At 55.8% G+C, this 24,276-nt stretch carries 20 protein-coding genes; 2 read left to right on the plus strand and 18 right to left on the minus strand.

The window, feature by feature from the left end:
• Nucleotides 1–111 precede the first annotated feature (111 nt).
• The 7 genes from CBW42_RS06575 to spoVG form a co-directional block, all read right to left on the minus strand.
• On the minus strand, nucleotides 112–1,419 hold the full coding sequence (locus CBW42_RS06575) for a phenylacetate--CoA ligase family protein (RefSeq protein WP_087018953.1): 1,308 nt from the start codon (nucleotides 1,417–1,419) through the stop codon (nucleotides 112–114).
• Nucleotides 1,420–1,474: 55 nt separating this feature from the next.
• Nucleotides 1,475–2,050, minus strand: coding sequence for an indolepyruvate oxidoreductase subunit beta (locus CBW42_RS06580; RefSeq protein WP_205703625.1), 576 nt, complete (start codon nucleotides 2,048–2,050; stop codon nucleotides 1,475–1,477).
• A gap of 12 nt (nucleotides 2,051–2,062) precedes the next feature.
• On the minus strand, nucleotides 2,063–3,790 hold the full coding sequence (iorA, locus tag CBW42_RS06585; RefSeq protein WP_087018957.1) for an indolepyruvate ferredoxin oxidoreductase subunit alpha: 1,728 nt from the start codon (nucleotides 3,788–3,790) through the stop codon (nucleotides 2,063–2,065).
• A 70-nt stretch (nucleotides 3,791–3,860) separates the two neighbouring features.
• On the minus strand, nucleotides 3,861–4,154 hold the full coding sequence (locus CBW42_RS06590) for a YerC/YecD family TrpR-related protein (RefSeq protein ID WP_087018959.1): 294 nt from the start codon (nucleotides 4,152–4,154) through the stop codon (nucleotides 3,861–3,863).
• Between the two features lie 210 nt (nucleotides 4,155–4,364).
• Complete coding sequence (locus tag CBW42_RS06595) at nucleotides 4,365–6,002, minus strand: class I adenylate-forming enzyme family protein (RefSeq protein ID WP_087018961.1); 1,638 nt, start codon at nucleotides 6,000–6,002, stop codon at nucleotides 4,365–4,367.
• A gap of 166 nt (nucleotides 6,003–6,168) precedes the next feature.
• The gene (locus CBW42_RS06600; RefSeq protein WP_087018963.1) at nucleotides 6,169–7,365 is read right to left on the minus strand and encodes an MGDG synthase family glycosyltransferase; all 1,197 of its coding nucleotides are present in this window, start codon (nucleotides 7,363–7,365) and stop codon (nucleotides 6,169–6,171) included.
• Between the two features lie 107 nt (nucleotides 7,366–7,472).
• A complete protein-coding gene (spoVG, locus tag CBW42_RS06605) occupies nucleotides 7,473–7,742 on the minus strand; it encodes a septation regulator SpoVG (RefSeq protein WP_087018965.1) in 270 nt (89 codons plus the stop codon).
• Nucleotides 7,743–7,909: 167 nt separating this feature from the next.
• Here spoVG and murC point away from each other — a divergent pair, with 167 nt between their 5' ends.
• Both murC and CBW42_RS06615 read left to right on the plus strand, forming a co-directional pair.
• Complete coding sequence (gene murC / locus CBW42_RS06610) at nucleotides 7,910–9,289, plus strand: UDP-N-acetylmuramate--L-alanine ligase (protein WP_087018967.1); 1,380 nt, start codon at nucleotides 7,910–7,912, stop codon at nucleotides 9,287–9,289.
• A 135-nt stretch (nucleotides 9,290–9,424) separates the two neighbouring features.
• On the plus strand, nucleotides 9,425–10,030 hold the full coding sequence (locus CBW42_RS06615; protein WP_087018969.1) for a cytidylate kinase-like family protein: 606 nt from the start codon (nucleotides 9,425–9,427) through the stop codon (nucleotides 10,028–10,030).
• 87 nt (nucleotides 10,031–10,117) lie between these two features.
• Here the strand turns inward: CBW42_RS06615 and mreB are convergent, their stop codons facing one another.
• The 11 genes from mreB to rpoC all read right to left on the minus strand — a co-directional run bounded on the left by mreB (nucleotide 10,118) and on the right by rpoC (nucleotide 24,275).
• Nucleotides 10,118–11,137 carry a rod shape-determining protein gene (gene mreB, locus CBW42_RS06620; RefSeq protein ID WP_087018971.1) on the minus strand — a complete coding sequence of 340 codons (1,020 nt, stop codon included), beginning with the start codon at nucleotides 11,135–11,137 and terminating at the stop codon, nucleotides 10,118–10,120.
• 127 nt (nucleotides 11,138–11,264) lie between these two features.
• Nucleotides 11,265–11,906, minus strand: coding sequence for a ComF family protein (locus tag CBW42_RS06625; RefSeq protein WP_087018973.1), 642 nt, complete (start codon nucleotides 11,904–11,906; stop codon nucleotides 11,265–11,267).
• On the minus strand, nucleotides 11,903–14,185 hold the full coding sequence (gene recD2 / locus CBW42_RS06630) for an SF1B family DNA helicase RecD2 (RefSeq protein ID WP_242969819.1): 2,283 nt from the start codon (nucleotides 14,183–14,185) through the stop codon (nucleotides 11,903–11,905). Before recD2 ends, CBW42_RS06625 begins: the two co-directional genes overlap by 4 nt.
• 100 nt (nucleotides 14,186–14,285) lie before the next feature.
• On the minus strand, nucleotides 14,286–15,488 hold the full coding sequence (gene tuf, locus CBW42_RS06635; RefSeq protein ID WP_087018977.1) for an elongation factor Tu: 1,203 nt from the start codon (nucleotides 15,486–15,488) through the stop codon (nucleotides 14,286–14,288).
• A 91-nt stretch (nucleotides 15,489–15,579) separates the two neighbouring features.
• Nucleotides 15,580–17,661, minus strand: coding sequence for an elongation factor G (gene fusA / locus CBW42_RS06640; RefSeq protein WP_087018979.1), 2,082 nt, complete (start codon nucleotides 17,659–17,661; stop codon nucleotides 15,580–15,582).
• A gap of 39 nt (nucleotides 17,662–17,700) precedes the next feature.
• Nucleotides 17,701–18,171: a 30S ribosomal protein S7 gene (gene rpsG, locus CBW42_RS06645; RefSeq protein WP_205703619.1), complete on the minus strand. Its 471-nt coding sequence runs from the start codon at nucleotides 18,169–18,171 to the stop codon at nucleotides 17,701–17,703.
• 197 nt (nucleotides 18,172–18,368) lie between these two features.
• The gene (rpsL, locus tag CBW42_RS06650) at nucleotides 18,369–18,788 is read right to left on the minus strand and encodes a 30S ribosomal protein S12 (protein ID WP_087018983.1); all 420 of its coding nucleotides are present in this window, start codon (nucleotides 18,786–18,788) and stop codon (nucleotides 18,369–18,371) included.
• Nucleotides 18,789–18,859: 71 nt separating this feature from the next.
• Nucleotides 18,860–19,102, minus strand: a complete 243-nt coding sequence (locus CBW42_RS06655) for a L7Ae/L30e/S12e/Gadd45 family ribosomal protein (protein WP_087018985.1) — start codon at nucleotides 19,100–19,102, stop codon at nucleotides 18,860–18,862.
• A gap of 214 nt (nucleotides 19,103–19,316) precedes the next feature.
• Nucleotides 19,317–19,712, minus strand: a complete 396-nt coding sequence (locus CBW42_RS06660; RefSeq protein ID WP_087018987.1) for a hypothetical protein — start codon at nucleotides 19,710–19,712, stop codon at nucleotides 19,317–19,319.
• 11 nt (nucleotides 19,713–19,723) lie between these two features.
• A complete protein-coding gene (locus tag CBW42_RS06665) occupies nucleotides 19,724–20,377 on the minus strand; it encodes a CatA-like O-acetyltransferase (protein WP_087018989.1) in 654 nt (217 codons plus the stop codon).
• A gap of 367 nt (nucleotides 20,378–20,744) precedes the next feature.
• On the minus strand, nucleotides 20,745–24,275 hold the full coding sequence (gene rpoC, locus CBW42_RS06670; RefSeq protein ID WP_087018991.1) for a DNA-directed RNA polymerase subunit beta': 3,531 nt from the start codon (nucleotides 24,273–24,275) through the stop codon (nucleotides 20,745–20,747).
• Nucleotide 24,276 lies beyond the last annotated feature (1 nt).

Here is a 24,276-nt window from a genome sequence, read left to right on the forward strand (position 1 = left end):
CAAAATAAAAAAACAGCCGGAGCCCTCTGCAAACGAGCAGAGAGCTCCGGCTTCCCCAGAGAAAAAATTTGTCCCGCTGTACCGAGATACAGCGGGACATTTTGTGTTAAATCAGCTCTGGTACAGATTGCGCTTATCGATAACGCGAACCGCCTTGCCCTCACTGCGGGTGATGGTCTTCGGTGCGACCAGCTTGACATCGACGCCAATGCCCAGCATGGATTTCAGGCTGGCAACCAGCTTCTTCTCACGCTGTGCAATCGTGATTTCCAGATCGTCAAACATCTCCTGCGACATCTCAACCTTGACTTCAATCGTATCGCTGTTGTGAACACGGTCAACAATCAGTTCATAGTTTGCCGGATAGCCCTCATTGAGCAGAACGGTCTCAATCTGGGACGGGAATACGTTGACGCCCTTGACAACCATCATGTCATCACTGCGGCCGAGCGGCTTGGACATGCGGATGAACGTGCGTCCGCAGGAACACTGCTCGCGGGTCAGGATCGCAATGTCGCGCGTGCGGTAGCGCAGCAGCGGAAATGCTTCCTTGGTGATGCAGGTGAATACCAGCTCGCCGCGGGAGCCGTCCGGCAGAACTTCGCCCGTTTTCGGATCGATAACCTCTGCAATGAAATGGTCTTCATTGATATGCATGCCGCCCTGCTCCTCGCATTCAAACGAAACGCCCGGGCCGGAAATCTCCGTCAGGCCATAGATATCATACGCCTTAATGCCGAGGTTCTTCTCGATGTCATGGCGCATTTCCTCTGTCCAAGCCTCTGCACCGAAGATACCCGCCTTCAGCTTGATCTTGTCGCGCAGGCCGCGCTCGTTGATGCTCTCAGCCAGATATGCCGCATACGACGGGGTGCAGCACAGGATAGTGGAGCCGAGGTCGGTCATAAACTGAATCTGACGATCGGTATTGCCCGAAGACATCGGCAGAGTCAGGCAGCCGACCTTGTGCGAGCCGCCGTTCAGTCCGGGACCGCCGGTGAACAGGCCATAGCCATAGGAGACATGGCAGACATCCTCCTTGGTACCGCCGGCTGCAACGATGGCGCGTGCACAGCACTCTTCCCACAGATCGAGGTCGTGCTGGGTATAGAATGCGACGACACGGCGGCCGGTCGTGCCGCTGGTCGACTGAATGCGCACACAGTCCTCCAGCGGGACTGCCAACAGTCCGTACGGATACTGGTCGCGCAGGTCGTCCTTTGTGATGAACGGCAGCTTATGCAGATCTTCCACACCGTGGATATCATCCGGCGATACGCCTGCGGCATCCATTCTGTCGCGGTAGAACTTCACGTTTTCATAGACATGGTGCACCTGCTTGACCAGGCGTTCGCTCTGCATCTTTTTGATTTCCTCGACCGGCATGGTCTCGATTTCAGGCTGGAAATATTGCTTCATGGGTATCATCCTCTCTCTATCTAAATGGAACACAGCAATTGTTTTAAATTCTATTTTATTCAGCGCGTCCCAGTGCAAAGGCCTTTCTGTTCAGCTCCAGGAACTTCGGCGGGACACAGGCGGTAATGGCATCCTGCCATGCCTGCTCCGGGATATCCTCAAAATAACGCGACAGGCGTCCCATCAGCACAAGGTTGACCGCCTTCGGAGAGCCTGCCTGAACAGCAAGGGAAAGTGCATCCATATCGTCAACCTGTGCGCCCAGTGCGCGCATCTTCTCTACCAGGTCAGCCGGATACTGCGCCGCACCGGTGATAACCGGCATCGGATCGATTTCCTGCGTATTGACGATCACGCGCCCGCCCGGCTTGAGGTATTCCATCCAGCGGGCTGCTTCAAGCTTCTCAAACGAAACGATAAAATCCGCTTCGCCGCGGTCGATAATCGGCGAATAGACAGCATCGCCGAACCGGACATATGTAACCACGCTGCCGCCGCGCTGGCTCATGCCGTGAACCTCGGATACCTTGACGTCATAGCCCTGCTCCAGCAGCAGATGGCCGAGCAGCTTGCTCGCAAGCAGCGAACCCTGACCGCCGACGCCGACAATCATTACATTCTTTGTCATAATTCAGCCACCTCCTCAGGACTTGAGCGCATCGAACGCGCACAGCTGCTGACAGACACCGCAGCCAACACACAGGGTATTGTCAATCACTGCCTTGCCGTTCTTAATGCTGATCGCCGGACAGCCCAGCTTCATGCAGCTGCGGCAGCCGCGGCAAGCATCCGTGTCGACCTTCAGCGGCGGATTGTGCTTGACATATTTGAGCAGCGCGCACGGACGGCGGCTGATGATAACGGACGGCGCGTCCACTGCCAGCTCTTCCTTCACGGCGGTATCAACAGCCTTCAGATCATACGGATCGACAACACGGACGCGGTCAAAGCCCATCGCGCGGCACAGTGCCTCGAGATCAATTTTGCCCGCCGGATCACCCTTGATGTTGTAGCCTGTCGTCGGGTTCTGCTGATGACCGGTCATGCCGGTAATCGAATTGTCCAGAATGATGACGGTGGAATTGCTCTGGTTATAGGCGATGTTGGCAAGGCCGGTCATACCGGAATGCATGAATGTGGAATCGCCGATGACAGCAACCGTCTTGCCCTCAGCTTGTTTGCCAAGTGCCTTGTTGAAGCCATGAATGGAGGAAATCGAAGCGCCCATGCAGAGCGTCATCTCCATGGCGTTCAGCGGCGCCACAGCACCCAGCGTATAACAGCCGATGTCGCCCAGTACGGTGCACTTATTTTTCGCCAGCGTGTAGAACAGGCCGCGGTGCGGACATCCTGCACACATAACCGGCGGACGCGGCGGCATTGTTTCCTCCAGCTTTTTGCTCTCCGGTACCGCAACGCCGAGCTTTTCGGCAATCAGGTTCTGGGAGAATTCGTCCTCCATCGGCAGGACATCCTTGCCGGTGACAGTCAGGCCGAGCTGCTTGCAATGATTTTCAATAATTGGATCCAGCTCCTCGATGACAACCAGCTTGTCCACCTTTGCGGCGAAGTCGAGAATCAGCTTCTCCGGCAGCGGGTTAATCATACCCAGCTTGAGGATGCAGGCGTTGTCGCCAAATACTTCCTTCGCGTACTGATAGCATGTGCTGGAGGTGATGATACCGAGCGCGGTATTCCCCATCTCGACGCGATTGAACTCACAGTCTTCTGCGAACGCGATCAGGTCGCGGGTGCGCTGCTCAACCAGCGGATGACGGCGCTTTGCGTTGCCCGGCATCATGACATACTTTGCGATGTTCTTTTCATACGGCTTTTCCGGCGGCGTCATGCGCTCGCCGGTCTCGACGATGCTCTGAGAATGCGCAACGCGCGTACACATTTTGATAATCACCGGCGTGTCGAACTGCTCGGACAGCTCAAACGCGCGCATGGTAAACGCACGCGCTTCCGCGGAGTCCGACGGTTCCAGCATCGGGATTTTGGAAGCAATCGCATGGTGGCGCGAATCCTGCTCGTTCTGCGAGGAATGCATGCCTGCGTCGTCCGCGACAACGATGACCATACCTGCATTGACGCCCGTATACGAAACGGTGAACAGCGGGTCGGCGGCAACATTCAGGCCGACATGCTTCATGCCGCAGAAGCTGCGCTTGCCTGCCAGACATGCGCCAAATGCAACCTCCATGGCAACCTTTTCATTCGGTGCCCATTCGCAGTACATTTCGTCATATTTTGCGGCCTCTTCTGTGACCTCGGTGCTCGGCGTTCCCGGATAGCTGGAAACCACACTGCATCCTGCTTCATACAGGCCGCGGGCAACCGCCTGATTGCCCAGCATGAGCTGCTTCATAAATAATTCCCTTCCTTTTTTCTATCCATGCCGACGGAAAATCTGATTCCCCGCCGGCACGGCGTTCTGTCTATTCGCTGTCGGAAACCTGCTCGGTGATGCCGCGCAGCACACCCGTCCCGGAGGACAGCATGCGGCTGACCCGGCTGATGGTCGCGCTGCTCGCGCCTGTGCATCCGACAATGTCATTGTAGATTTTGCCCTGTGAGAGCAAAACGGCTACGTCAAAGCGCTGTTCCATCGCCCGCACCTCAGTCGCGGAGCACAGGTCTTCAAAAAAACTGCGGCACTCCTCGACGGTTTTGAGCTTGAGGATATTTTCGTACAAGGCCAGACTCGGCTGTTTGTTGTCCAATTTTGCCATACGGCACTCCTTCCTGTTTACCTCCCCGCGCCGGGGGCGGCAAAATAAACGACGCTTTCAAAAAATAGTTTAACACATTGCCGCACAACAGTAAACTATTTTTTGTGATTTTTCACAAAGAATACCCTGTTTTCCGCCCCTGAATTATCAAAAGCAGCTCCTGTTCCGTACCGCCGGACACAGGAGCCGCATTCGCTTGCGAGATAAAAATTAACCCTGATTTTCCTTTGCGACGAGGTTTTCGACGCTGTACATCTGGCGCAGCTTGGGCTTTTCGATTTTGCCCGTCGGGTTGCGCGGGATATCGTTAAAAATGATCCTGACCGGACGCTTATAGCGCGGCAGCTTGTTGCAGAACTGACGGATTTCTTCCTCCGTACAGGTAAAGCCCTGCTTGATCTCGATGATGGCTGCCGTAATTTCGCCCAGACGCTGATCCGGCATACCAATCACTGCAACATCCTTGATGGACGGATATGCGCGCAGGAAGTCCTCGATCTGTACGGGATAAATATTTTCGCCGCCGCTGATGATGACATCCTTCTTGCGATCCACGAGGAAGATAAAGCCGTCCTCATCCTGCATCGCCATATCACCGGTATACAGCCAGCCGTCGCGCAACACCTCTGCGGTCGCCTTCGGGTCGCGGTAATAACATGTCATAACGCCGGGGCCGCGGACACACAGCTCGCCGACCTCGCCCTGTTTCACCGGCTGATCGTGTTCGTCGACAATCTTTGTCTCCCAGCCAAAGCCCGGTACGCCGATGGCACCGACCTTGTGGATATTCTCCACACCCAGATGAACACAGCCCGGACCGATGGATTCGCTCAGGCCATAGTTGGTATCGTACTGATGATTCGGGAAATATTGCTTCCAGCGGCGGATGAGGGACGGCGGAACCGGCTGTGCGCCGATGTGCATCAGCCGCCACTGATCCAGCTCGTAATCCTCTATTTTAAAATCACCGCGGTCGAGTGCATCCAGAATATCCTGTGCCCACGGCACAAGCAGCCAGACAATGGTACACTTTTCCTTGGACACGGCCTCGAGCACATACTTCGGCTTGGTGCCCTTGAGCAGGACTGCCTTGCCGCCGGAAATCAGACTGCCGAACCAGTGCATTTTCGCGCCCGTATGATACAGCGGCGGGATGCACAGGAAGACATCATCCTTGGTCTGGCCGTGATGCGCCTGCTCGACACGGGCGGAGTGCATCAGGCTTTCATGGTTATGTAAAATCGCCTTCGGGAAGCCGGTCGTACCGGAGGAGAAATAAATGGCAGCGTCATCGTCGTCGCGGATATCAATCAGCGGCGCCTGGCTCGAGCAGTTTGCCGCGAGGGAATTGTAATCCTCTGCGAACATCGGGCAGCCGCCCTCTCCGACATAGAACAGCAGGCGACCCGCGCCCAGCTCATCCGCAATCGGCTCAATGCGCCCGATAAAGTTGCTGCCGAAGACAATGACATCGACCTCCGCCAGCTCAGCACAGTATTTGATTTCATCCGTATCATAGCGGAAATTGAACGGCACGGCCAGCGCGCCTGTCTTGAGCACGCCGAAGTAAATCGGCAGCCACTCGAGGCAGTTCATCAGCAGAATGGCGACCTTATCGCCCTTTTTGACGCCGCGGCTGAGCAACAGATTGGCAAAACGGTTTGCCTTCTCATCGAACACGCGCCAGGTGATTTCACGGCGGTAGCTGGTCGCCGGTGTCGGCTCCATCAGGTCATATTCCTTCCACGTGACGCGGCGAATCTCCTTGATCTCCGGGTTCAGCTCGACCAGTGCAACATCGTCGCCATAGAGCTTGCTGTTTTTCTCCAGTAAATCGGTAATCGGCATGGGTAACTAACCTCTATTCTCTTTATCTGTTCTTTTCTACTTTACTGCGCAACTGTTTTACCAGTAAAAGCAACATATTAAAAGTAACACACTCCCTGTCAAAAGTCAAATGCCTTGCAGGCAGAACGCGGGCGCGCTGATTCCAGTGCGCCCGCGATTGAATTGGTTATGTAGCTGTGTTCAGTGTATCCGGAAGGCTGTCTGCGCCGTCCTGTTGCGGCAGGGCACCGGATTCCCGCTGCTTTACCAGCCCGATGACATAATTGACCAGCTGTTCGGATGCATCCGGATGCCCGATGGCGCGGATGGATTCGCGCACCGTGCGCAGGCGTACCGGATTGTGGAACAGATGGTACAGCGCGTCATCCAACGGAAAGGTCTTGGTCACCAGTGACGCCATGCCGTTGTTGAGCAGGAACTCCACATTGCGTTCCTCCTGTCCCGGAATCGGGTTGACCAGAACCATCGGCACGCCTTTGGCAATTGCCTCGGACACCGTCAGCCCGCCGGGCTTCGTAATAATGCAGTCCGCCGCACTCATGAGCACCTCGACGTTGTCCACAAATCCCATGACCTGTATGGTGCAATCGCCGTCATATTCCTGTGCAAACGCCTTCAGGCGGTTATACGCGCGCTTGTTGTTGCCGCAGACGGCGAGAATCTGACAGCCCAGCCCCAGCTTTGTGATTTGCCGCACCAGCTTGCGGCTGTTGCCATAGCCCATGCTGCCGCCCATGACCAGTACCGTGCGCCGCTCCGGGTCGAGACCCAACTGGGCACAGGCATCTTCTTTGGAAAGATAGCGGTTGAATTTCGGATGAATCGGAATGCCAAGCGGCAGGATGCGTTCCTCCGAAATGCCCCGCTTGACTGCGGTGTGTGTAATCAGCTCACTCGCCGTGACCAGCGCTTCCATGTTCACGACATCCTCCCAGTACGGATGGATACAGTAATCCGTTACGACACCGATGCACGGTGCATCCACCATGTGCCGGTTCTTCATCTCGCTGACCAGATGCGCCGCAAGCACATGCGTGCATACAATAGCATCCGGCTCGAAGTTGTCGACAAAATGCTCAAACTTAAACGCGCCGAGCGTGTTGACAATCTTCACAATGTTCATCTTGTTCAGCTTTTTCCTGTTCTTGGACGTCCTGGTATAAAACAGCCGATATATCTCCGGCGTATATTTGGACGAAAGCAGATATCCCTGTGAAATTGCGGTGCGAACCACCTTGCTGATATATTCATACACATCGACGATCTTTGTCTCTGCACCCCTCTGCTCGAACAGATCCGCCAGCGCCTTTGCCGTGGCATGATGGCCATAGCCTGCTGTAACGGTCAGCAGCAATATTTTCATTATTTCACACTCCTCATGCCCTCTATTCTACCGTATTCCGCAGAGAAGTGCAAACGCTATCTCAGCCGGAAAAAGCCAATTTGTCCGACCGGCTGTGACAGCTTTCGTCATCCATTCCGGCTTTCGACAGTCTGGCGGTACTCCTTCAGCACTGCCTGCTCCAGCTTTTCGCGCATTTCGGAACCTACCGGGTGCACAATATCCCGGTAACGCCCGTCCGGCATGCGGCGCGACGGCATGGCCAGGAACAGCCGCTCCGGCCCGTCGATCACCTTGATGTCATGTACCGCAAACGTGCGGTCAAAGGTCACCGACACCAGTGCGCGCAGGCGTCCTTCCTCATTGAGATGCCGGAACTGAATGTCTGTAATTTCCATTTGTGGTACTCCTTTTACCATATTGTAACCATTTTTCTTGTCTGAACCTATTTATATTCTGAACGATTTGTCATATAATATACGTGGTTTTTCCTAAACCGACCGAAATTTTCCAACAGCATTTGCGCTGTTGAACATCTATTGCTGATTCAGGGAGGCATGTCATTATGTCTGACTTTTCTTTGACGTCCTATGTGACTGACCATAAATCCATCCATCTCGTCGGGATCGGCGGCGTTTCCATGTCCGCACTGGCGGAGCTGCTGCTGCACCTCGGCGCAAAAATCACCGGTTCCGACCGCACCGAGTCTCCCGTTACGGACAAGCTCGAAGCACTTGGCGTGAAGATTACATACGCCCATCTGCCGGAAAATGTAGAAGGTGCTGACCTCGTCATCCGCACCGCCGCCGTCCACGACGACAACCCGGAAATTGCACGCGCACATGAGCTGGGCATCCCGGTCATCGAGCGCGCACAAGCGTGGGGCTCCATCATGCTGGCCTACCGCAACGCAATCTGTGTCTCCGGCACGCATGGCAAGACCACCACGACCTCTATGCTGACACTCATCGGCATGCAGTGCGGCATTGACCCGACTGTTATGGTCGGCAGCAACCTGCCCGCCATCGGCGGCACGCTGCGCATCGGCGCACATGACTGCTTCATTGCGGAATCGTGCGAATACACCAATTCGTTCCTCAGCTTCCACCCGACGGTTGCCGTCGTGCTCAACGTAGACGCCGACCACCTGGATTTCTTTAAGGACATCGATGACATCATCCATTCGTTCCACCGCTTCTGTGAACTCGTACCGGAAACCGGCGCACTGGTTGTCAATGCGGATTCCGCCAATGCAAGGAAGGCCGTTGAGGGCATCGACCGCACCTGCATCACGTTCGGCTCTACGCCGAATGCGGATGTCTATCCGGAAAATATCACCGACCGCCATGGCTATTACAGCTTCGATGTCATGCATAACGGCAAAAAATACACCCATGTCGACCTGTCCGTTCCGGGACGCCACAATATGCTCAATGCGCTGGCTTCCTGCGGCGTCTGTATCTTCCTCGGCCTCGACCCGGAGGCTGCCGCTGCCGGCCTGAACCAGTTCACCGGTTCCGCCCGCCGCTTCCAACTGACCGGTCGTATGGCAAACGGTGCCATGGTCGTCGACGATTATGCACATCATCCAACAGAAATGGAAGCGACACTGCGCACCGCACAGGAAATGGATTACGACCGTATTATCTGCGTCTTTCAACCGCATACCTATTCGCGCACCGTCGCCCTGCTGCCGGAGTTTATCCATGCGCTCGGCCTGTGTGATAAGGCAATTCTCGCAGACATCTATGCCGCACGTGAAAAGAACACCTTCGGCATCAGCTCGAAGGACATCGCGGACGCACTGGACGGCGCCGAATATTACGATTCGTTCGACAAAATCGAAGCGCGCCTGCGCGAAATTGCCCAGCCGGGTGACCTGATCCTGACCATGGGTGCTGGCAATGTCAACGAGATCGGCACTGCCATCGTTGAGGACAAGTAATCTGTAAAGCATTCACAAAATATTCTCATTTTACCGGTTATTTTTTGTTGACTTTCTCCACATTTTGCCGTAAAATACAGGTAATAAAGAAAATGCATCCAGCATAAAATTCCTGTAGGATCGGAGGGAGTCTACATGAAAGCCAATACCATCATCACCATCAGCCGCCAGTATGGCAGCCAGGGCCGCGAGGTCGGGCAGGAACTGGCCAACCGTCTCGGCATCCCCTATTATGACCGCGACCTGATTACCCTTGCTGCAAAGGAGAGCGGCTTCAGCGAAGATCTGTTCGATCAGCTCGACCGCCGCGCAACCAACAGCTTCTTATATTCGCTGACCATGTTCGGCTCCGCCGGCATCAACGGCCTGTCGCTGACTGACCAGCTGTATGTCACCCAGCGCAATATCATCCGCGACCTCGCCGCGAAGGGCTCGTGCGTCTTCGTCGGACGCTGTGCCGATTATATCCTGCGCAAGGAACCGGAAATCTACAATTTCTTCATCAAGGCGCCGATGGAAAAACGCCTCGAGCACGCCAAGGATGACCCCAAGGTTCCCGAAGCGACCAAGGAAACGCTGGAAAAGCTGGACAAGCAGCGCTCCGCGTACTATAATTTCTACACCGGTCAGATCTGGGGCAATGCCGCCAATTATGACATGTGCCTGGATTCCGGCGTACTCGGTGTCAGCAAGGTTGTCGATATGATTCTCGAATACATCGACATCGCGCAGAAAGAATAAGTGCAAACATATCGCAGACCGCCTGCAATCGGTTGATTGCAGGCGGTCTTTTTTGCTGCCGCGATCTCAGACAAAACAGGCAGGGAATCACACGATCCCCTGCCTGCGGCGCGCAATATTGATGGTTCCCTCTTTGCAGTTTTTCAGCCTGCCCAGCACCCGGCTTGTCCCTTCGACCACACACGCCTCCGGGTCATCAGAAGTATGCGCCTCCAGCCCCAACTCCTGCGACAGATAGCTGCCAATGCCGTACAGCCTGGACCCGCCGCCTGCCAGCACCAGTCCGGTTTCCGTCAGGTCTCCGACCAGCTCCGGCGGCGTAAGCTCAATCAACCCACAGATGGCGGCGAGAATCTGTTCCGCCTGCTCATGCAGGACAGAGACCAGCTCCCCCGACTGGACGGTTACACAGGCGGGAAGCCCGTCAGAGACGCGCCGGCCGCGCACGGTGAGCCGGCTTTCTTTTTCGCGCGGCAGCACGCCGCCGATCTCACATTTGATGTATTCCGCAGTGGACAGGCCGATATCCAGATTATGTGCATCGCGCAGATAGGCCTGTACCGCATTGTCACAGCTGTCCCCCGCAATGCGGATGGAGACCGCACGCACAACCGCGCCCATGGAAATCACCGCAATATCTGTCGTCCCGCCGCCGATATCCACAACCAGCGTGCCCTTCGGGCTGTGCGGATCAATGCCCGCGCCAGCCGCCGCAGCAACCGGCTGTTCCATCAAATAGACCCGGGACGCGCCCGCCTGGATGCCGGCATCGAGTACCGCTCTCTCCTCCAATTCGGACACCAGCGGCGGGACACAGATGAGCAGATTGGGGCGGAACATGCCGCCGCAGCCCGCGCGTCGGAGCATGGTTCGCGCCATGATTCCGGCAATTTCACAGTCCGTGATGACCCCGCCGCGCACTGGGCGTACGGCAAGCAAATCCTCCGGTGTTCGTCCGAGCATATCCCGTGCCTTCTGTCCGACACTGACAACCTGTCCACTTCTACGGCGCACCGCGACCACCGATGGTTCCCGCAAGACAATTCCCTTTCCCTGCCGGTACAGCAGCACCGACGACGTTCCCAAATCCATGCCAAATGCAAACATCCTGTGTCCCTCCTGTCCATTTTTCGGGTTACACAACAGTATATGCCGGTTTGGACAGCACTGATACACAGGATGCTGCTTTTTTTGCTCGACAGGGTTCGCGCAACGCTGTCGGTATGTACTGATTTTATCGCATGGTCTTCGCCACGGCGAGTGCCCAGACGTGCACGGCACCCATTTCCCGCAAAATGCCCGCACATGTGCTGACCGTTGCCCCCGTCGTCACGATATCATCGACCAGAAGAACGGTCTTTCCGTTGACATCCGCCGAACTGCGCGGAAAAAAAGTCCGGCGGGCATTGTGCCAGCGCTCCTCTGCACGCAGGTCAACCTGCCGACGCGCAAGCACCCGCCTGCGCAGAGTTTCTTCAAATGGTATGTCCCACTGCGCTGCAATGCATTTTGCCAACTCTGCACTCTGATTAAAGCCGCGCCCATGTGCATGTGCCGCGCTGATCGGCACACAGGTCACCAGCTCCGGCCGGGGCATGTGATGCAGCTCCCACGCCTGCGCGGCCAGCTCCGCGAGTGGCTTGCCATATGCATATCGCTGATTAAATTTATAATCCAAAACCGCACGCCGGAATCGTCCCTGATACGGCGCGGCACAGACCAGTCCATCGGTATTCTGCGGCGTCGAACAGTACAGTGCTCGCATATCCTGTCCGATGCGTGCGCGGCAGTCCGGGCACAGCCCATGCTGTTCCTCTGAAATCCGTTCCCCGCACACCATACACTTCGGCGGGTACAACAGTGTCAGCGCCCTCATTCTTCATCCAGTCCCAGTTGTTCCGGCTCCTTTGCACTGCGGATGAGCCGTGCGCGCAGCGCGCTGTAGCGTCGGTTGCGCGTGTTTGTATTGACCATGGTCTCTGTCACCGCCGGGTCTCCGACAAGCACCAGCAGCTTCTTTGCGCGTGTAATCGCCGTGTACAGGATGTTGCGTGTGAGCAGCCGCCTGCCGATGCCGTTGGGCAGTGCGACAATGACCGCGTCAAATTCACTGCCCTGCGACTTGTGCACAGTCATCGCATACGCCAGCTCCAACTCGCTGAGCATGTCAAACGAATAATGCGCCAGCTTGTCGTCGAACTGGATGAGCATGCTCTCCTCCGACAGTGAAATGCCGACGATGCGCCCCACATCGCCATTGAACATGCCGGAACCGACCTCATCCGGGTCATCCTGCTTTTCCCACACGATGTCATAATTGTTGCGCACCTGCATGACGCGGTCACCGAGCCGAAACACCGTATCACCATAGCGTTTTTCCGGCTTGCCAGGCTCCTGTGGATTGAGTGCCTTCTGTAACAGGCTGTTGAGCTGGTGTGTACCCGCCGCCTGTCGGCGCGACGGCGTCAGCACCTGAATCTGATCGGGTGTAAACCCATAATAATCCGGCAGGCGTTTGCGGCACAGTTCCACCACTGTCGCCATGACATCGTCCGCACTGCGCTGCTTCATAATGAAGAAATCGCCGTCACGTCCACCGCTGACCGGCATTTCTCCGTGATTGATCGCGTGCGCATTGCGTACAATGGCGCTCTGCTGTGCCTGACGAAAAATCTCATCCAGCTCGATGGTATGAATGCGCTCCGAGCCAATACAGTCGCGCAGGAAATTGCCCGGGCCGACCGGCGGCAGCTGGTCGGCATCGCCCACCAATATCAGACGCGTTTCCGGCCGCAGCGCTTCGAGCAGCGCCTGCATCAGCACAATGTCGATCATCGACACCTCGTCCAGAATGACAACGTCGCATTCCAATGGATTTTCTTTGTTGCGTGCAAACGCCGCATGCGGGTCGGCACCACGGTAGCCTGCTTCAAGCAGGCGGTGGATGGTCTTCGCCTCGCGCCCACACAGCTCACTCAGCCGCTTTGCCGCACGCCCGGTTGGCGCGGCGAGCACAGTCTCCAGTCCGACAGCATCGAAAAATTCCAGCATACCGCGCACCGTCGTCGTCTTACCGGTGCCCGGGCCGCCGGTCAGGATGACAAGGCCATACCGCGCCGCCCATTCAATTGCCTGCCGCTGCCGCGGCGCATAGGTAATTGCACTGTTTTCCTCCAGCGAGTCCAGCAGCTCACCCACATCAAACTCATATTCATATTCCGAATCAGACAGCTCGGCGAGATAATCCGCGACAAAAACCTCTGCCTCATGCATCGGCTCCAGATAAACTGCATCGCGGCGACAGATGTGTTCACACACCAGATTCCCGGTGTCCTCCAGCTGTGCAAATGCATCGTCCAGCAGCTCTGCCTCCGGCTCAAAGCCGTCCTCATCCTGCAACAACCGGCTGGACGTCGCAAGCAGCTTGTTTTTTGGAATAAAGGTATGCCCATTGGTCAGGTTGAACCGGAGCGTATACAGGATTCCCGCCTTCAGCCGTTCCGGGCTGTCCAGCGCCATGCCCTGTGACAGTGCCAGTGTATCCGCTGCCGTGAAATCCACTTCAAATTCTTCATTGCACAGCAGATACGGGTTTTCCATGATGTGCTCGATGGCAGATTCTTTATATCGCTTATACAGCCGCGCCGCCAGCTGCGGTGGAAGCTCGTTCTCCATCAGGAATTCCATCAGGCGGCGCATGGATGTCTGATGACGGAACTGTTCACCGATCGCCTCCGCTTTGCGCGCTGTGATGCCGCTGATACAGGTCAGGCGTTCCGGTTCGTTCGCCATGACCTCAAATGTTTCCTCACCAAAACAGTCGGCAATCTTGCGCGCGAGCTTCGGGCCGATGCCTTTGACAATACCGGAGGACAGATAGTCCGCAATGCCCTTGACGGTAGCCGGCATGCGGCGTTCAAAATATTCCGTCTGGAACTGCTCGCCATAGGCGGCATGGGTGACCCAGTGCCCGGTCAGCATCAGTTCCTCGCCGAGGCAGATCTGCGGCAGTGTGCCGACCGCCGTCACCTCCTCGCCGTTGTCTGTGACCACGCGGATGACGGCGTATCCGTTGTCTTCATTCTGATAAATCACCGCATCCACCGTGCCGCTGATGCTTTGCAGCTCGTTGTCCATAGTCCTGTCCTCCGTCAAAATTTCTGCCCTCCTATTATAGCACGGAACACGCAAAAAGTCCCGCCCGGATGAACCCGGACGGGACAAAATGTGCGTTATCTCAAAGAGATACGATCAATTATTCGTAGATCTCGGTAACGACGCCGGAACCAACGGTTCTGCCGCCCTCACGGATAGCGAAACGCAGACCCTTCTCGATAGCGATCGGGGTAATCAGCGCAACGTCCATGTCGACGTTATCGCCCGGCATGCACATCTCAACGCCTTCCGGCAGGGAGATAACACCGGTAACGTCGGTGGTACGGAAGTAGAACTGCGGACGGTAGTTGTTGAAGAACGGAGTATGACGACCGCCTTCTTCCTTCTTCAGAACGTATACCTGGCCCTTGAACTTGGTATGCGGATGAATGGAGCCCGGCTTAGCGATAACCTGGCCACGCTCGACCTCGTTCTTCTGGATACCACGCAGCAGGGTGCCGATGTTGTCGCCAGCTTCAGCGTAGTCGAGCAGCTTGCGGAACATCTCGATACCGGTAACAACGGTCTTGCGCGGAGCGTCCATCAGGCCGACGATTTCAACTTCTTCGCCCATCTTGATCTGGCCACGCTCTACACGGCCGGTAGCAACGGTACCACGACCGGTGATGGAGAATACGTCCTCGACCGGCATCAGGAACGGCAGGTCAGACTTACGCTCCGGGGTCGGAATGTATTCGTCGACAGCGTCCATCAGCTCATGGATGCAAGCGTACTCCGGTGCATTCGGATCGGTGGACTCGCACTCCAGAACGCCCAGAGCGGTGCCGCGGATGATCGGAATGTCGTCGCCCGGGAACTCGTAGTCGCTCAGCAGCTCACGGATTTCCATCTCTACGAGATCCAGCAGCTCCTCGTCGTCTACCTGGTCAACCTTGTTCATGAAGACAACGATGTACGGAACGCCTACCTGGCGAGCCAGCAGGATGTGCTCACGGGTCTGCGGCATCGGGCCGTCAGCGGAAGAAACGACCAGGATTGCACCGTCCATCTGAGCAGCGCCGGTGATCATGTTCTTAACGTAGTCGGCATGGCCCGGGCAGTCAACGTGTGCGTAGTGACGATTCTTGGTCTTGTACTCGACGTGAGCGGTGTTGATGGTGATGCCACGCTCCTTCTCTTCCGGAGCCTTATCGATCTCATCATACTTCATAACCTCAGCTTCGCCTTCCAGAGCGAGAACCTTGGTGATTGCAGCGGTAAGGGTGGTCTTGCCGTGGTCGACATGGCCGATGGTGCCAATGTTAACATGAGGCAGGTCTCTTACGTACTTTTCCTTTGCCATTGTTGTTATCCTCCTTTGTATGATAGGGACATAGTCATTACAGACTTATTGTATCTTAATGCCTGCAAAAAAGCAAGCATAACCTTTGGGATTAGCCCTGCTTGTTGCGGCCTGCGATGATCTTCTCCTGAATGGACTTCGGGATCTCCGCGTAGTGGCTCGGCTGCATGACATACTGGCCGCGGCCCTGGGAGCGGGAACGAAGGTCGGTCGCGTAACCGAACATTTCGGACAGCGGAACTGCTGCGGAAATTGCCTGTACAGCACCACGCGGCTCCATGCCCTGAATCTGGCCACGGCGGGAGTTCAGGTCGCCGATAACGTCGCCCATGTATTCCTCCGGAACCATAACGTCGACCTGCATGATCGGCTCGGTCAGAACCGGGTCAGCCTTCTTCATTGCATCCTTGAATGCCATAGAACCGGCAATCTTAAACGCCATTTCAGAGGAGTCGACTTCATGATAGGAGCCATCATACAGGGTAACCTTACAGTCAACAACCGGGTAGCCTGCCAGTACGCCGTTCTGCATAGCGCCCTGGATACCCTGGTTAACCGGCTCGATGTATTCCTTCGGAATCGCACCGCCGACAACCTTGTTGATGAATTCGTAGCCCTTGCCCGGTTCGTTCGGCTCGAGGATGATCTTAACATGACCATACTGGCCCTTACCACCGGACTGACGTGCGTACTTGCACTCAACGTCAGCAGACTTGCGGATGGTCTCCTTGTAGGCTACCTGCGGCTTGCCTACGTTCGCCTCAACCTTGAACTCACGCAGCAGACGGTCGACGATGATCTCCAGATGGAGCTCGCCCATGCCTGCGATGATGGTCTGACCGGTTTCCTCGTCGGTGTAGGTCTTGAAGGTCGGGTCTTCTTCTGCCAGCTTTGCCAGCGCGATGCCCATCTTCTCCTGACCGGCCTTGGTCTTCGGCTCGATGGCAACACGGATAACCGGCTCCGGGAAGTTCATGGACTCCAGGATGATCGGGTGCTTTTCGTCGCACAGCGTGTCACCGGTGGTGGTGTTCTTGAAGCCTACAGCTGCGGCAATGTCGCCGGAGTATACCTTGGTGATATCCTCGCGGTGGTTTGCATGCATCAGCAACAGACGGCCCAGTCTCTCGCGCTTGTCCTTGGTTGCGTTGAGGACAGAGGTGCCTGCGTCAACGGTACCGGAGTATACGCGGATGAAGGACAGACGGCCAACGAACGGGTCGGTGGCAATCTTAAACGCCAGTGCAGAGAACGGAGCCTCGTCATCGGACGGACGCTCGTCCTCCTCGCCGGTATCCGGGTTGATACCCTTGATCGGCGGAATGTCGATCGGAGCCGGCATGTAATCAATAACAGCATCCAGCAGCATCTGAACGCCCTTATTGCGGTAAGCGGTACCGCAGAGTACCGGTACAAGCTCGTTGGCGATGGTTGCCTTGCGGAGTGCGGCCTTGAGCTCCTCAACGGTAATCTCTTCGCCCTCCAGGTACTTCATCATCAGATCGTCGTCGGTCTCCGTGATGGACTCAACCATGGCGTCGTGGTACTCCTGCGCCTTGTCGAGCATGTCAGCCGGGATGTCCTCATCGCGGACGTCCTTGCCGAGGTCATCATAGTAAACCTCTGCGCGCATCGTCATCAGGTCGATGATGCCGACAAAATCGCTCTCGGAACCAATCGGCAGCTGAATCGGAACCGGCTTACACTTCAGACGATCCTTCATCATTTCAACTACGTTGTAGAAGTTTGCGCCCATGATATCCATCTTGTTGACGAATGCCATACGCGGAACCTTGTAGTCGTCAGCCTGATGCCAAACGGTCTCAGACTGCGGCTCGACGCCGCCCTTTGCGCAGAATACGCAAACAGAGCCGTCGAGGACACGCAGGGAACGCTGTACTTCTACGGTAAAGTCAACGTGACCCGGGGTGTCGATGATATTGATACGATGGCCCTTCCAGTGGCAGGTGGTAGCAGCGGACGTAATGGTGATACCGCGCTCCTGCTCCTGAGCCATCCAGTCCATGACAGCGGCGCCTTCGTGCGTCTCACCGATCTTATGCGTACGGCCCGTATAGAACAGGATACGCTCGGTGGTCGTCGTCTTGCCGGCGTCGATATGCGCCATGATACCAATATTTCTGGTTTTTTCCAGTGTAAACTCTCTGGGCATAGTGTTCTCCTTTCGTAAAGCTACCCAATACAGACCAGATTAGAATCTGTAATGTGCAAACGCCTTGTTAGCCTCTGCCATCTTATGGGTGTCTTCACGCTTCTTAACGGCACCGCCCAGGTTGTTCACTGCGTCCATGATTTCGCCTGCGAGTCTCTCAGCCATCGTTCTCTCAGAACGGGCACGGGAGTATTTGGTGATCCAGCGCAGACCCAGGGTCTGGCGTCTCTCCGGGCGAACTTCCATCGGAACCTGGTACGTAGCACCGCCGACACGGCGAGCCTTAACTTCCAGAGACGGCATAATGTTATCCATTGCCTCAGTAAATACTTCTAACGGATCGCGGCCAGTCTTCTCCTTCACGATGTCAAAAGCACCGTAAACAACCTTCTGGGCTACGCCCTTCTTACCGTCGAGCATGATCGAGTTGATCAGCTTGGTAACGAGCTGGGAGCCGTAGAGCGGATCCGGAAGAACTTCTCTCTTGGGAACAAATCCTCTTCTTGGCACGATACTTCCCTCCTTCACAAAAAAATGATTTCATAGGTACTTCAAAAGCCACCCCTGGCTTTTGTCATCGCCTGTCCGAGGAGTCTGAAACAAATCTATTCAAACACGCTCAGGACAAAGCTTGTTCTGCTTTGCTGAACCAAAAGTGTTCAAGTCAAACGCACGGGTTAAGTGTGGGTTTTGATTTGGGCTTTTGTTTACTTGCCCGGCTTCGGACGCTTCGCGCCGTACTTGGAGCGGGCCTGATGGCGGTTTGCAACGCCCTGGGTATCGAGGGAACCGCGGATGATATGGTAACGAACACCCGGAAGGTCCTTGACACGGCCGCCGCGAACCATAACGACGGAGTGCTCCTGCAGGTTGTGGCCGATGCCCGGGATATAAGCGGAAACTTCCATACCGTTGGTCAGCTTAACACGAGCGACCTTACGCAGTGCGGAGTTCGGCTTTTTCGGGGTCATGGTCTTGACAGTAGTGCAGACGCCTCTCTTCTGCGGGGACGGCTGGCTGGTTGCCTTCTTCTTCAGGGAGTTCAGACCTACCTGAAGAGCCGGAGCGGTAGACTTGTACGCTACTTCCTGTCTGCCCTTGCGAACGAGCTGGTTAAAGGTTGGCATTTAACTGGCACCTCCTTAAATAAGAATGAATAGATTTATTTCAGCGGGAGTTTGTCCCGTTAAAATCGGACTTATTCTGTGACCGCGACAACGGCAGCGCCGACGGCGATGCCGACCGCCTCGCCCAGCTGTTTCATGGACGAAACCCCGGTCACTTCGACATTGTGCTGCTCACACAACGCCCGGATAGGGTCGGTAATCCGCCGCTCTGCGTCCGCGGCAATGAATACCTGCTTTGCGCCGCCGTCACGGATGACTTTCTTAGACTGCTTGACACCGACGACTTTTGCCGCCGAAGACAGCTCTGAGAGCATAACGATACCTCCTTATCGCATACCCGTTTATTTTACCCCATGAACCCCCTGTTGTCAATCTTTTTTTCTTCGATTTTACAAAGCAGAAAACAGCATTCCCTCTCAGCCGGGTTTTATTCATACATTTGCACAAACCGGTAAAATTTTTTTGAAAAGCCGGGGAAACCCGGGCAAAAAAACGCATGCAGGAGGCGTCCTGCATTCCTGCAATGTGTCACCGGAACAGGCCTTTGAGATCGTATAGCAGCCCCTTATCCCACGCCTTGTCATACTTCGCCTGCTTTTCACTCGCCTGATACACTGCATTGTGATATCGCAGATATCCGCCAGACAGAAAGCCGAACGAAAACACGGCCGCCAGCGTAACGGAGATCAGCTGCCTGCGCGCGGCAGGGCGGTCGGCAATCCATTGCCACAGGGCAAAGACTGCATATGCCCCCACCAGTACGATCAGCAGCGGCAGCGCCAGTTCCCCGAAAAACGAGTCGAGTTCCACATCCTTACAGTATTTGCGCAGCATCAGATCGCGGCGCGCAACGGAAACACAAATGACAAGCATAGCTGCGGTCACAGCGGAACAGCCGTATTTCCAGTATTTGTCGTTCTTCATGGTTTTATCCCTCATACCAGCCAGTTTTCCGGATTTTCTGCCAGATTCTCAATATCCCGGAAGGCCTTTGCCGCATGCCAGCCGTCTGCCGCCGCGTGGTTGAGCGAAAGCGAGACCGGCAAAAGCAGTCTCCCATCGCGCGCGTGCCACTTCCCCATCAGGAAAATCGGAAACAGCATTTGTGGCGCAGTATAGGTATCGCAGCCGTGCCCGGTAAAGCTGAGCCATGGCAGCATGGACAGCGATGTAAAATTGTCCGGCCTGCCCGCCTTTGCTTTGACCCCCTTCACCCCGGCATATTTTCCCATGTCTTCCGCAGCCTGTGCATAAAACACGCGAAAATCATCGTTCCATTCCGTCCAGATATCGGAAAACGTATGGTCATCCTCATGAAAAATTGTGTACGACGGCACACAGTACTCCCAATAGCCCGGATTGCCGTCAGCATCTGTCGCCATGCGCAGCTCCATTGTGTCATTGACCACGCGCATGACCATCCAAAGCGCCACAGGATAAAATCTGAGCTTTTTCTGTTTCACATGTTGATGCAGTGCGGTGATATCAATCTCATAATTCAGGTTGTAGCGCGTGCGCACAACGTCGGTATAATACCGGAAATGCTCCGCACGCGGCCAGGTTTTACAGTCCAGCGGATGAAACAGCATCGTTCTTCGCCTCCTGCTGACAGTATACCATACCCGCAGGAGATTCGCACGCACTTGTTCGGCCACTGTCTGCGCCAAATCAATCGCACTTGCAGAAATATAAAAGAAATTGAAAAGAAGTTAGGGCGTATCTGAAAAGAAGCATAACAGAAGTATAACAGAAGCATAAAAAAGTATAGGTATAAACAGAAAAACAGACGCTGTGCGCGTTTGCACAGCGTCTGCCTGTATCTCGTTGTACCACAAACCGGAAATCCTCGCCAGCCGGCGGACCGGTATGTCCGCCGGCACGGGTTCGCGCGGGAGCGCGCGGAAAGGTTTTCTTTTGCGTACTTTTCTTTTCCTCAAAAAGAAAAGTACGGTACGGTTAATCCAGATTGTGGATTTCTTCGTAATGGCCGTCGCGGTATTCCTTCAGACCGGAGCCTGCCGGAATCAGCTTACCGATCAGGACGTTCTCCTTCAGGCCGGTCAGCGGGTCAACCTTGCCCTTGATGGCTGCATCGGTCAGGACACGGGTGGTCTCCTGGAAGGATGCGGCAGACAGGAACGAATCGGTTGCCAGTGCCGCCTTAGTGATACCCATCAGTACCGGCGAGTAGGTTGCCAGCTTGAGCTCGGTCTCACCTGCGTCAATGCGCTCCTGAATCTTGTTGTTCTCATCCTCGAACTCGATCAGGCTCATCATTGCGCCCGGCAGCATATCGGTGTCGCCTGCGTCCTCAACCTTGATCTTGTGCATCATCTGGCGGACAATAACCTCAATGTGCTTGTCGTTCAGATCAACGCCCTGCTGACGGTAAACCTTCTGAACTTCCTTAATCAGGTAATCCTGTACCGCGCGCGGGTCGAGAATGCGCAGGATGTCATGCGGGTTGAGCGCACCTTCGTTCAGCTGCTGACCCTGTACAACCTCTTCGCCATCGGAAACACGGATGCCGGAGGACGATGCGAGCTGATAGCTTCTGGTCTCGCCGGTCTTGCTGTTGACAATATTGACCGTCTTGACAGTGGTACGCTTGCTTTCCTCGATGGTGACAATACCGCCGATTTCTGCCAGCGTTGCAACCTTCTTCGGCTTTCTTGCCTCGAACAGTTCTTCAACTCGCGGAAGACCCTGGGTAATATCGGAACCTGCGATACCGCCGGAATGGAAGGTACGCATGGTCAGCTGGGTGCCCGGCTCGCCGATGGACTGTGCCGCAATAATACCGACGGCCTCGCCCATTGCACACGGCGCATCGAACGCCAGGTTGGAACCATAGCAGTGTGCGCAGACGCCCTTGCGTGCGCGGCACTGCAAAACGGTACGAATCTGCACCTTTTTGATGCCTGCATCGACAATGCGCTTTGCATCGTCTTCCGTCATCATGTCGTCCTTGCTCTGGAGCAGCTCGCCCGTTGCCGGATTATACAGGTCTTCGACCAGATAACGGCCTGCCAGACGCTCTGCAAACGGCTCAATGACAGAGTTGCCATCCATAATGTCCTCAACCCAGATGCCGCTGGTCGCGCCGCAGTCTTGCTCACGGATGATGACTTCCTGCGATACGTCAACCATTCGACGGGTCAGGTAACCGGAGTCCGCGGTACGCAGTGCGGTATCCGCCAGACCCTTACGTGCGCCTCGTGCGGAGGTGAAGTACTCCAGTACGGACAGACCCTCACGGAAGTTCGACTTGATCGGAATCTCGATGGTCTTACCGGCTGCGTTCGCCATCAGGCCACGCATGCCTGCCAGCTGACGAATCTGATTGATCGAACCACGGGCACCGGACTGTGCCATCATCGTGATCGGGTTGAAGCGGTCCATGTTGGAGGTCAGCGCCTCGGTAACGTCATTGGTGGTCTTCTCCCACTCGCGGACAACCAGACGGTAACGCTCTTCATCGGTGATAAAGCCGCGCTTATATTTCTTATCGATCATGGCAACCTTCTTCTCGGATGCCGCAATCAGCTCCGGCTTCTCCTTCGGAACGAAGATATCGGAGAACGAAACGGTCAGTGCGCCCTTGGTGGAGTATTTATAACCCATCGACTTGATGGAGTCCAGAACCTCAGCGGTCTTGTTGAAGCCATGGATGCGGATGCAGCGGTCGACAATCTTGCCGAGCTCCTTCTTGCCGCAGGTCTGCATGATCTCCAGCTTGAGCATATCCTGCTTGGTCTTTCTCTCAACAAAGCCCAGATCCTGCGGAATCTTCTGGTTGAAGATCAGGCGGCCGGCGGTCGCATCGACCAGACCGCTGACGATCTCACCGTCGATTTCCTTGGTCATGCGCACCTTGATCGGCGCATGAATTTCAATGACGCCCTCATCATATGCCATGAGTGCCTCATCGGTATTGCGGAATACCTTGCCTGCGCCGCGCTCGGTGTCGCGGTCGATGGTCAGGTAGTACGAACCGAGTACCATATCCTGCGACGGAATGGTGACCGGCTTGCCGTCCTGCGGCTTGAGCAGGTTATTGGCGGACAGCATCAGCAGGCGTGCCTCTGCCTGTGCCTCGACGGACAGCGGCAGATGCACTGCCATCTGGTCGCCGTCGAAGTCCGCGTTAAACGCGGTACAAACCAGCGGATGCAGCTTAATCGCACGACCCTCGACCAGAATGGGCTCGAATGCCTCGATGCCCAGACGGTGCAGCGTCGGTGCACGGTTCAGCATAACCGGATGGCCCTTGATGACGGTTTCCAGTGCGTCCCAAACCTCCGGCTTGCCGCGCTCAACCATCTTCTTGGCCGATTTGATATTGGAAGCCAGACCATCCTGAACCAGACGCTTCATGATAAACGGCTTGAACAGCTCGATTGCCATTTCCTTCGGCAGACCGCACTGATAAATCTTCAGATCCGGGCCTACGACGATAACCGAACGGCCGGAGTAGTCGACACGCTTGCCGAGCAGGTTCTGACGGAAACGTCCCTGCTTTCCCTTCAGCATGTCAGACAGCGACTTGAGCGGGCGGTTGTTCGGGCCGGTGACCGGGCGGCCGCGGCGGCCGTTGTCAATCAGCGCATCGACTGCTTCCTGAAGCATGCGCTTCTCGTTGCGGACGATGATATCCGGCGCACCCAGCTCAAGCAGACGCTTGAGTCGGTTGTTTCGGTTGATGACACGGCGGTACAGATCGTTCAGGTCGGAGGTCGCAAAGCGGCCGCCATCCAGCTGTACCATCGGGCGGATTTCCGGCGGGATGACCGGGACAACATCCATAATCATCCATTCCGGGCGGTTGCCCGACTTGCGGAACGACTCGACAACCTCGAGGCGCTTGATGATGCGCACGCGCTTCTGACCGGTTGCATCGCGCAGCTCGTTCTTCAGCTCCACGCTCAGCTGCTCCAGATCCAGCTCTGCCAGCAGCTTTTTGATTGCTTCCGCGCCCATTCCGGCCTCGAAGTCATCCTCGAACTTCTCCTTCATGTCGCGGTATTCTTTTTCTGTCAGAATCTGCTTCTTAATCAGGCCAGTGCCTTCGCCCGGATCGGTGACGATATAAGCGGCGAAGTACAGAACCTTCTCAAGCAGACGCGGGGACATATCCAGAATCAGACCCATACGGGACGGAATGCCCTTAAAGTACCAGATATGGGAAACCGGAGCGGCCAGCTCGATGTGGCCCATGCGCTCACGGCGTACCTTGGACTTGGTGACCTCGACGCCGCAGCGCTCACAGATCTTGCCCTTATAGCGAACCTTTTTATAGCGTCCGCAGTGGCATTCCCAGTCCTTCTGCGGTCCAAAGATGCGCTCGCAGAACAGGCCGTCGCGCTCCGGCTTGAGGGTGCGGTAGTTGATGGTTTCCGGCTTCTTGACCTCGCCGTAAGACCATTCGCGGATGAGCTCCGGCGAAGCAAGGCCGATTTTGATTGCATTAAACGTATTGTATCCCATG

It is taken from the genome of Butyricicoccus porcorum (assembly GCF_002157465.1).
Classification (GTDB): Bacteria; Bacillota; Clostridia; order Oscillospirales; family Butyricicoccaceae; genus Butyricicoccus_A; species Butyricicoccus_A porcorum.

Coding starts and splice junctions, on each gene's coding strand:
- CBW42_RS06575 (WP_087018953.1), bottom strand. CDS start 1,419: ATGAAGCAATATTTCCAGCCTGAAATCGAGACCATGCCGGTCGAGGAA.
- iorA (WP_087018957.1), bottom strand. CDS start 3,790: ATGAAGCAGCTCATGCTGGGCAATCAGGCGGTTGCCCGCGGCCTGTAT.
- CBW42_RS06590 (WP_087018959.1), bottom strand. CDS start 4,154: ATGGCAAAATTGGACAACAAACAGCCGAGTCTGGCCTTGTACGAAAAT.
- CBW42_RS06595 (WP_087018961.1), bottom strand. CDS start 6,002: ATGCCGATTACCGATTTACTGGAGAAAAACAGCAAGCTCTATGGCGAC.
- CBW42_RS06600 (WP_087018963.1), bottom strand. CDS start 7,365: ATGAAAATATTGCTGCTGACCGTTACAGCAGGCTATGGCCATCATGCC.
- spoVG (WP_087018965.1), bottom strand. CDS start 7,742: ATGGAAATTACAGACATTCAGTTCCGGCATCTCAATGAGGAAGGACGC.
- murC (WP_087018967.1), top strand. CDS start 7,910: ATGTCTGACTTTTCTTTGACGTCCTATGTGACTGACCATAAATCCATC.
- CBW42_RS06615 (WP_087018969.1), top strand. CDS start 9,425: ATGAAAGCCAATACCATCATCACCATCAGCCGCCAGTATGGCAGCCAG.
- mreB (WP_087018971.1), bottom strand. CDS start 11,137: ATGTTTGCATTTGGCATGGATTTGGGAACGTCGTCGGTGCTGCTGTAC.
- CBW42_RS06625 (WP_087018973.1), bottom strand. CDS start 11,906: ATGAGGGCGCTGACACTGTTGTACCCGCCGAAGTGTATGGTGTGCGGG.
- tuf (WP_087018977.1), bottom strand. CDS start 15,488: ATGGCAAAGGAAAAGTACGTAAGAGACCTGCCTCATGTTAACATTGGC.
- fusA (WP_087018979.1), bottom strand. CDS start 17,661: ATGCCCAGAGAGTTTACACTGGAAAAAACCAGAAATATTGGTATCATG.
- rpsL (WP_087018983.1), bottom strand. CDS start 18,788: ATGCCAACCTTTAACCAGCTCGTTCGCAAGGGCAGACAGGAAGTAGCG.
- CBW42_RS06655 (WP_087018985.1), bottom strand. CDS start 19,102: ATGCTCTCAGAGCTGTCTTCGGCGGCAAAAGTCGTCGGTGTCAAGCAG.
- CBW42_RS06660 (WP_087018987.1), bottom strand. CDS start 19,712: ATGAAGAACGACAAATACTGGAAATACGGCTGTTCCGCTGTGACCGCA.
- CBW42_RS06665 (WP_087018989.1), bottom strand. CDS start 20,377: ATGCTGTTTCATCCGCTGGACTGTAAAACCTGGCCGCGTGCGGAGCAT.
- rpoC (WP_087018991.1), bottom strand. CDS start 24,275: ATGGGATACAATACGTTTAATGCAATCAAAATCGGCCTTGCTTCGCCG.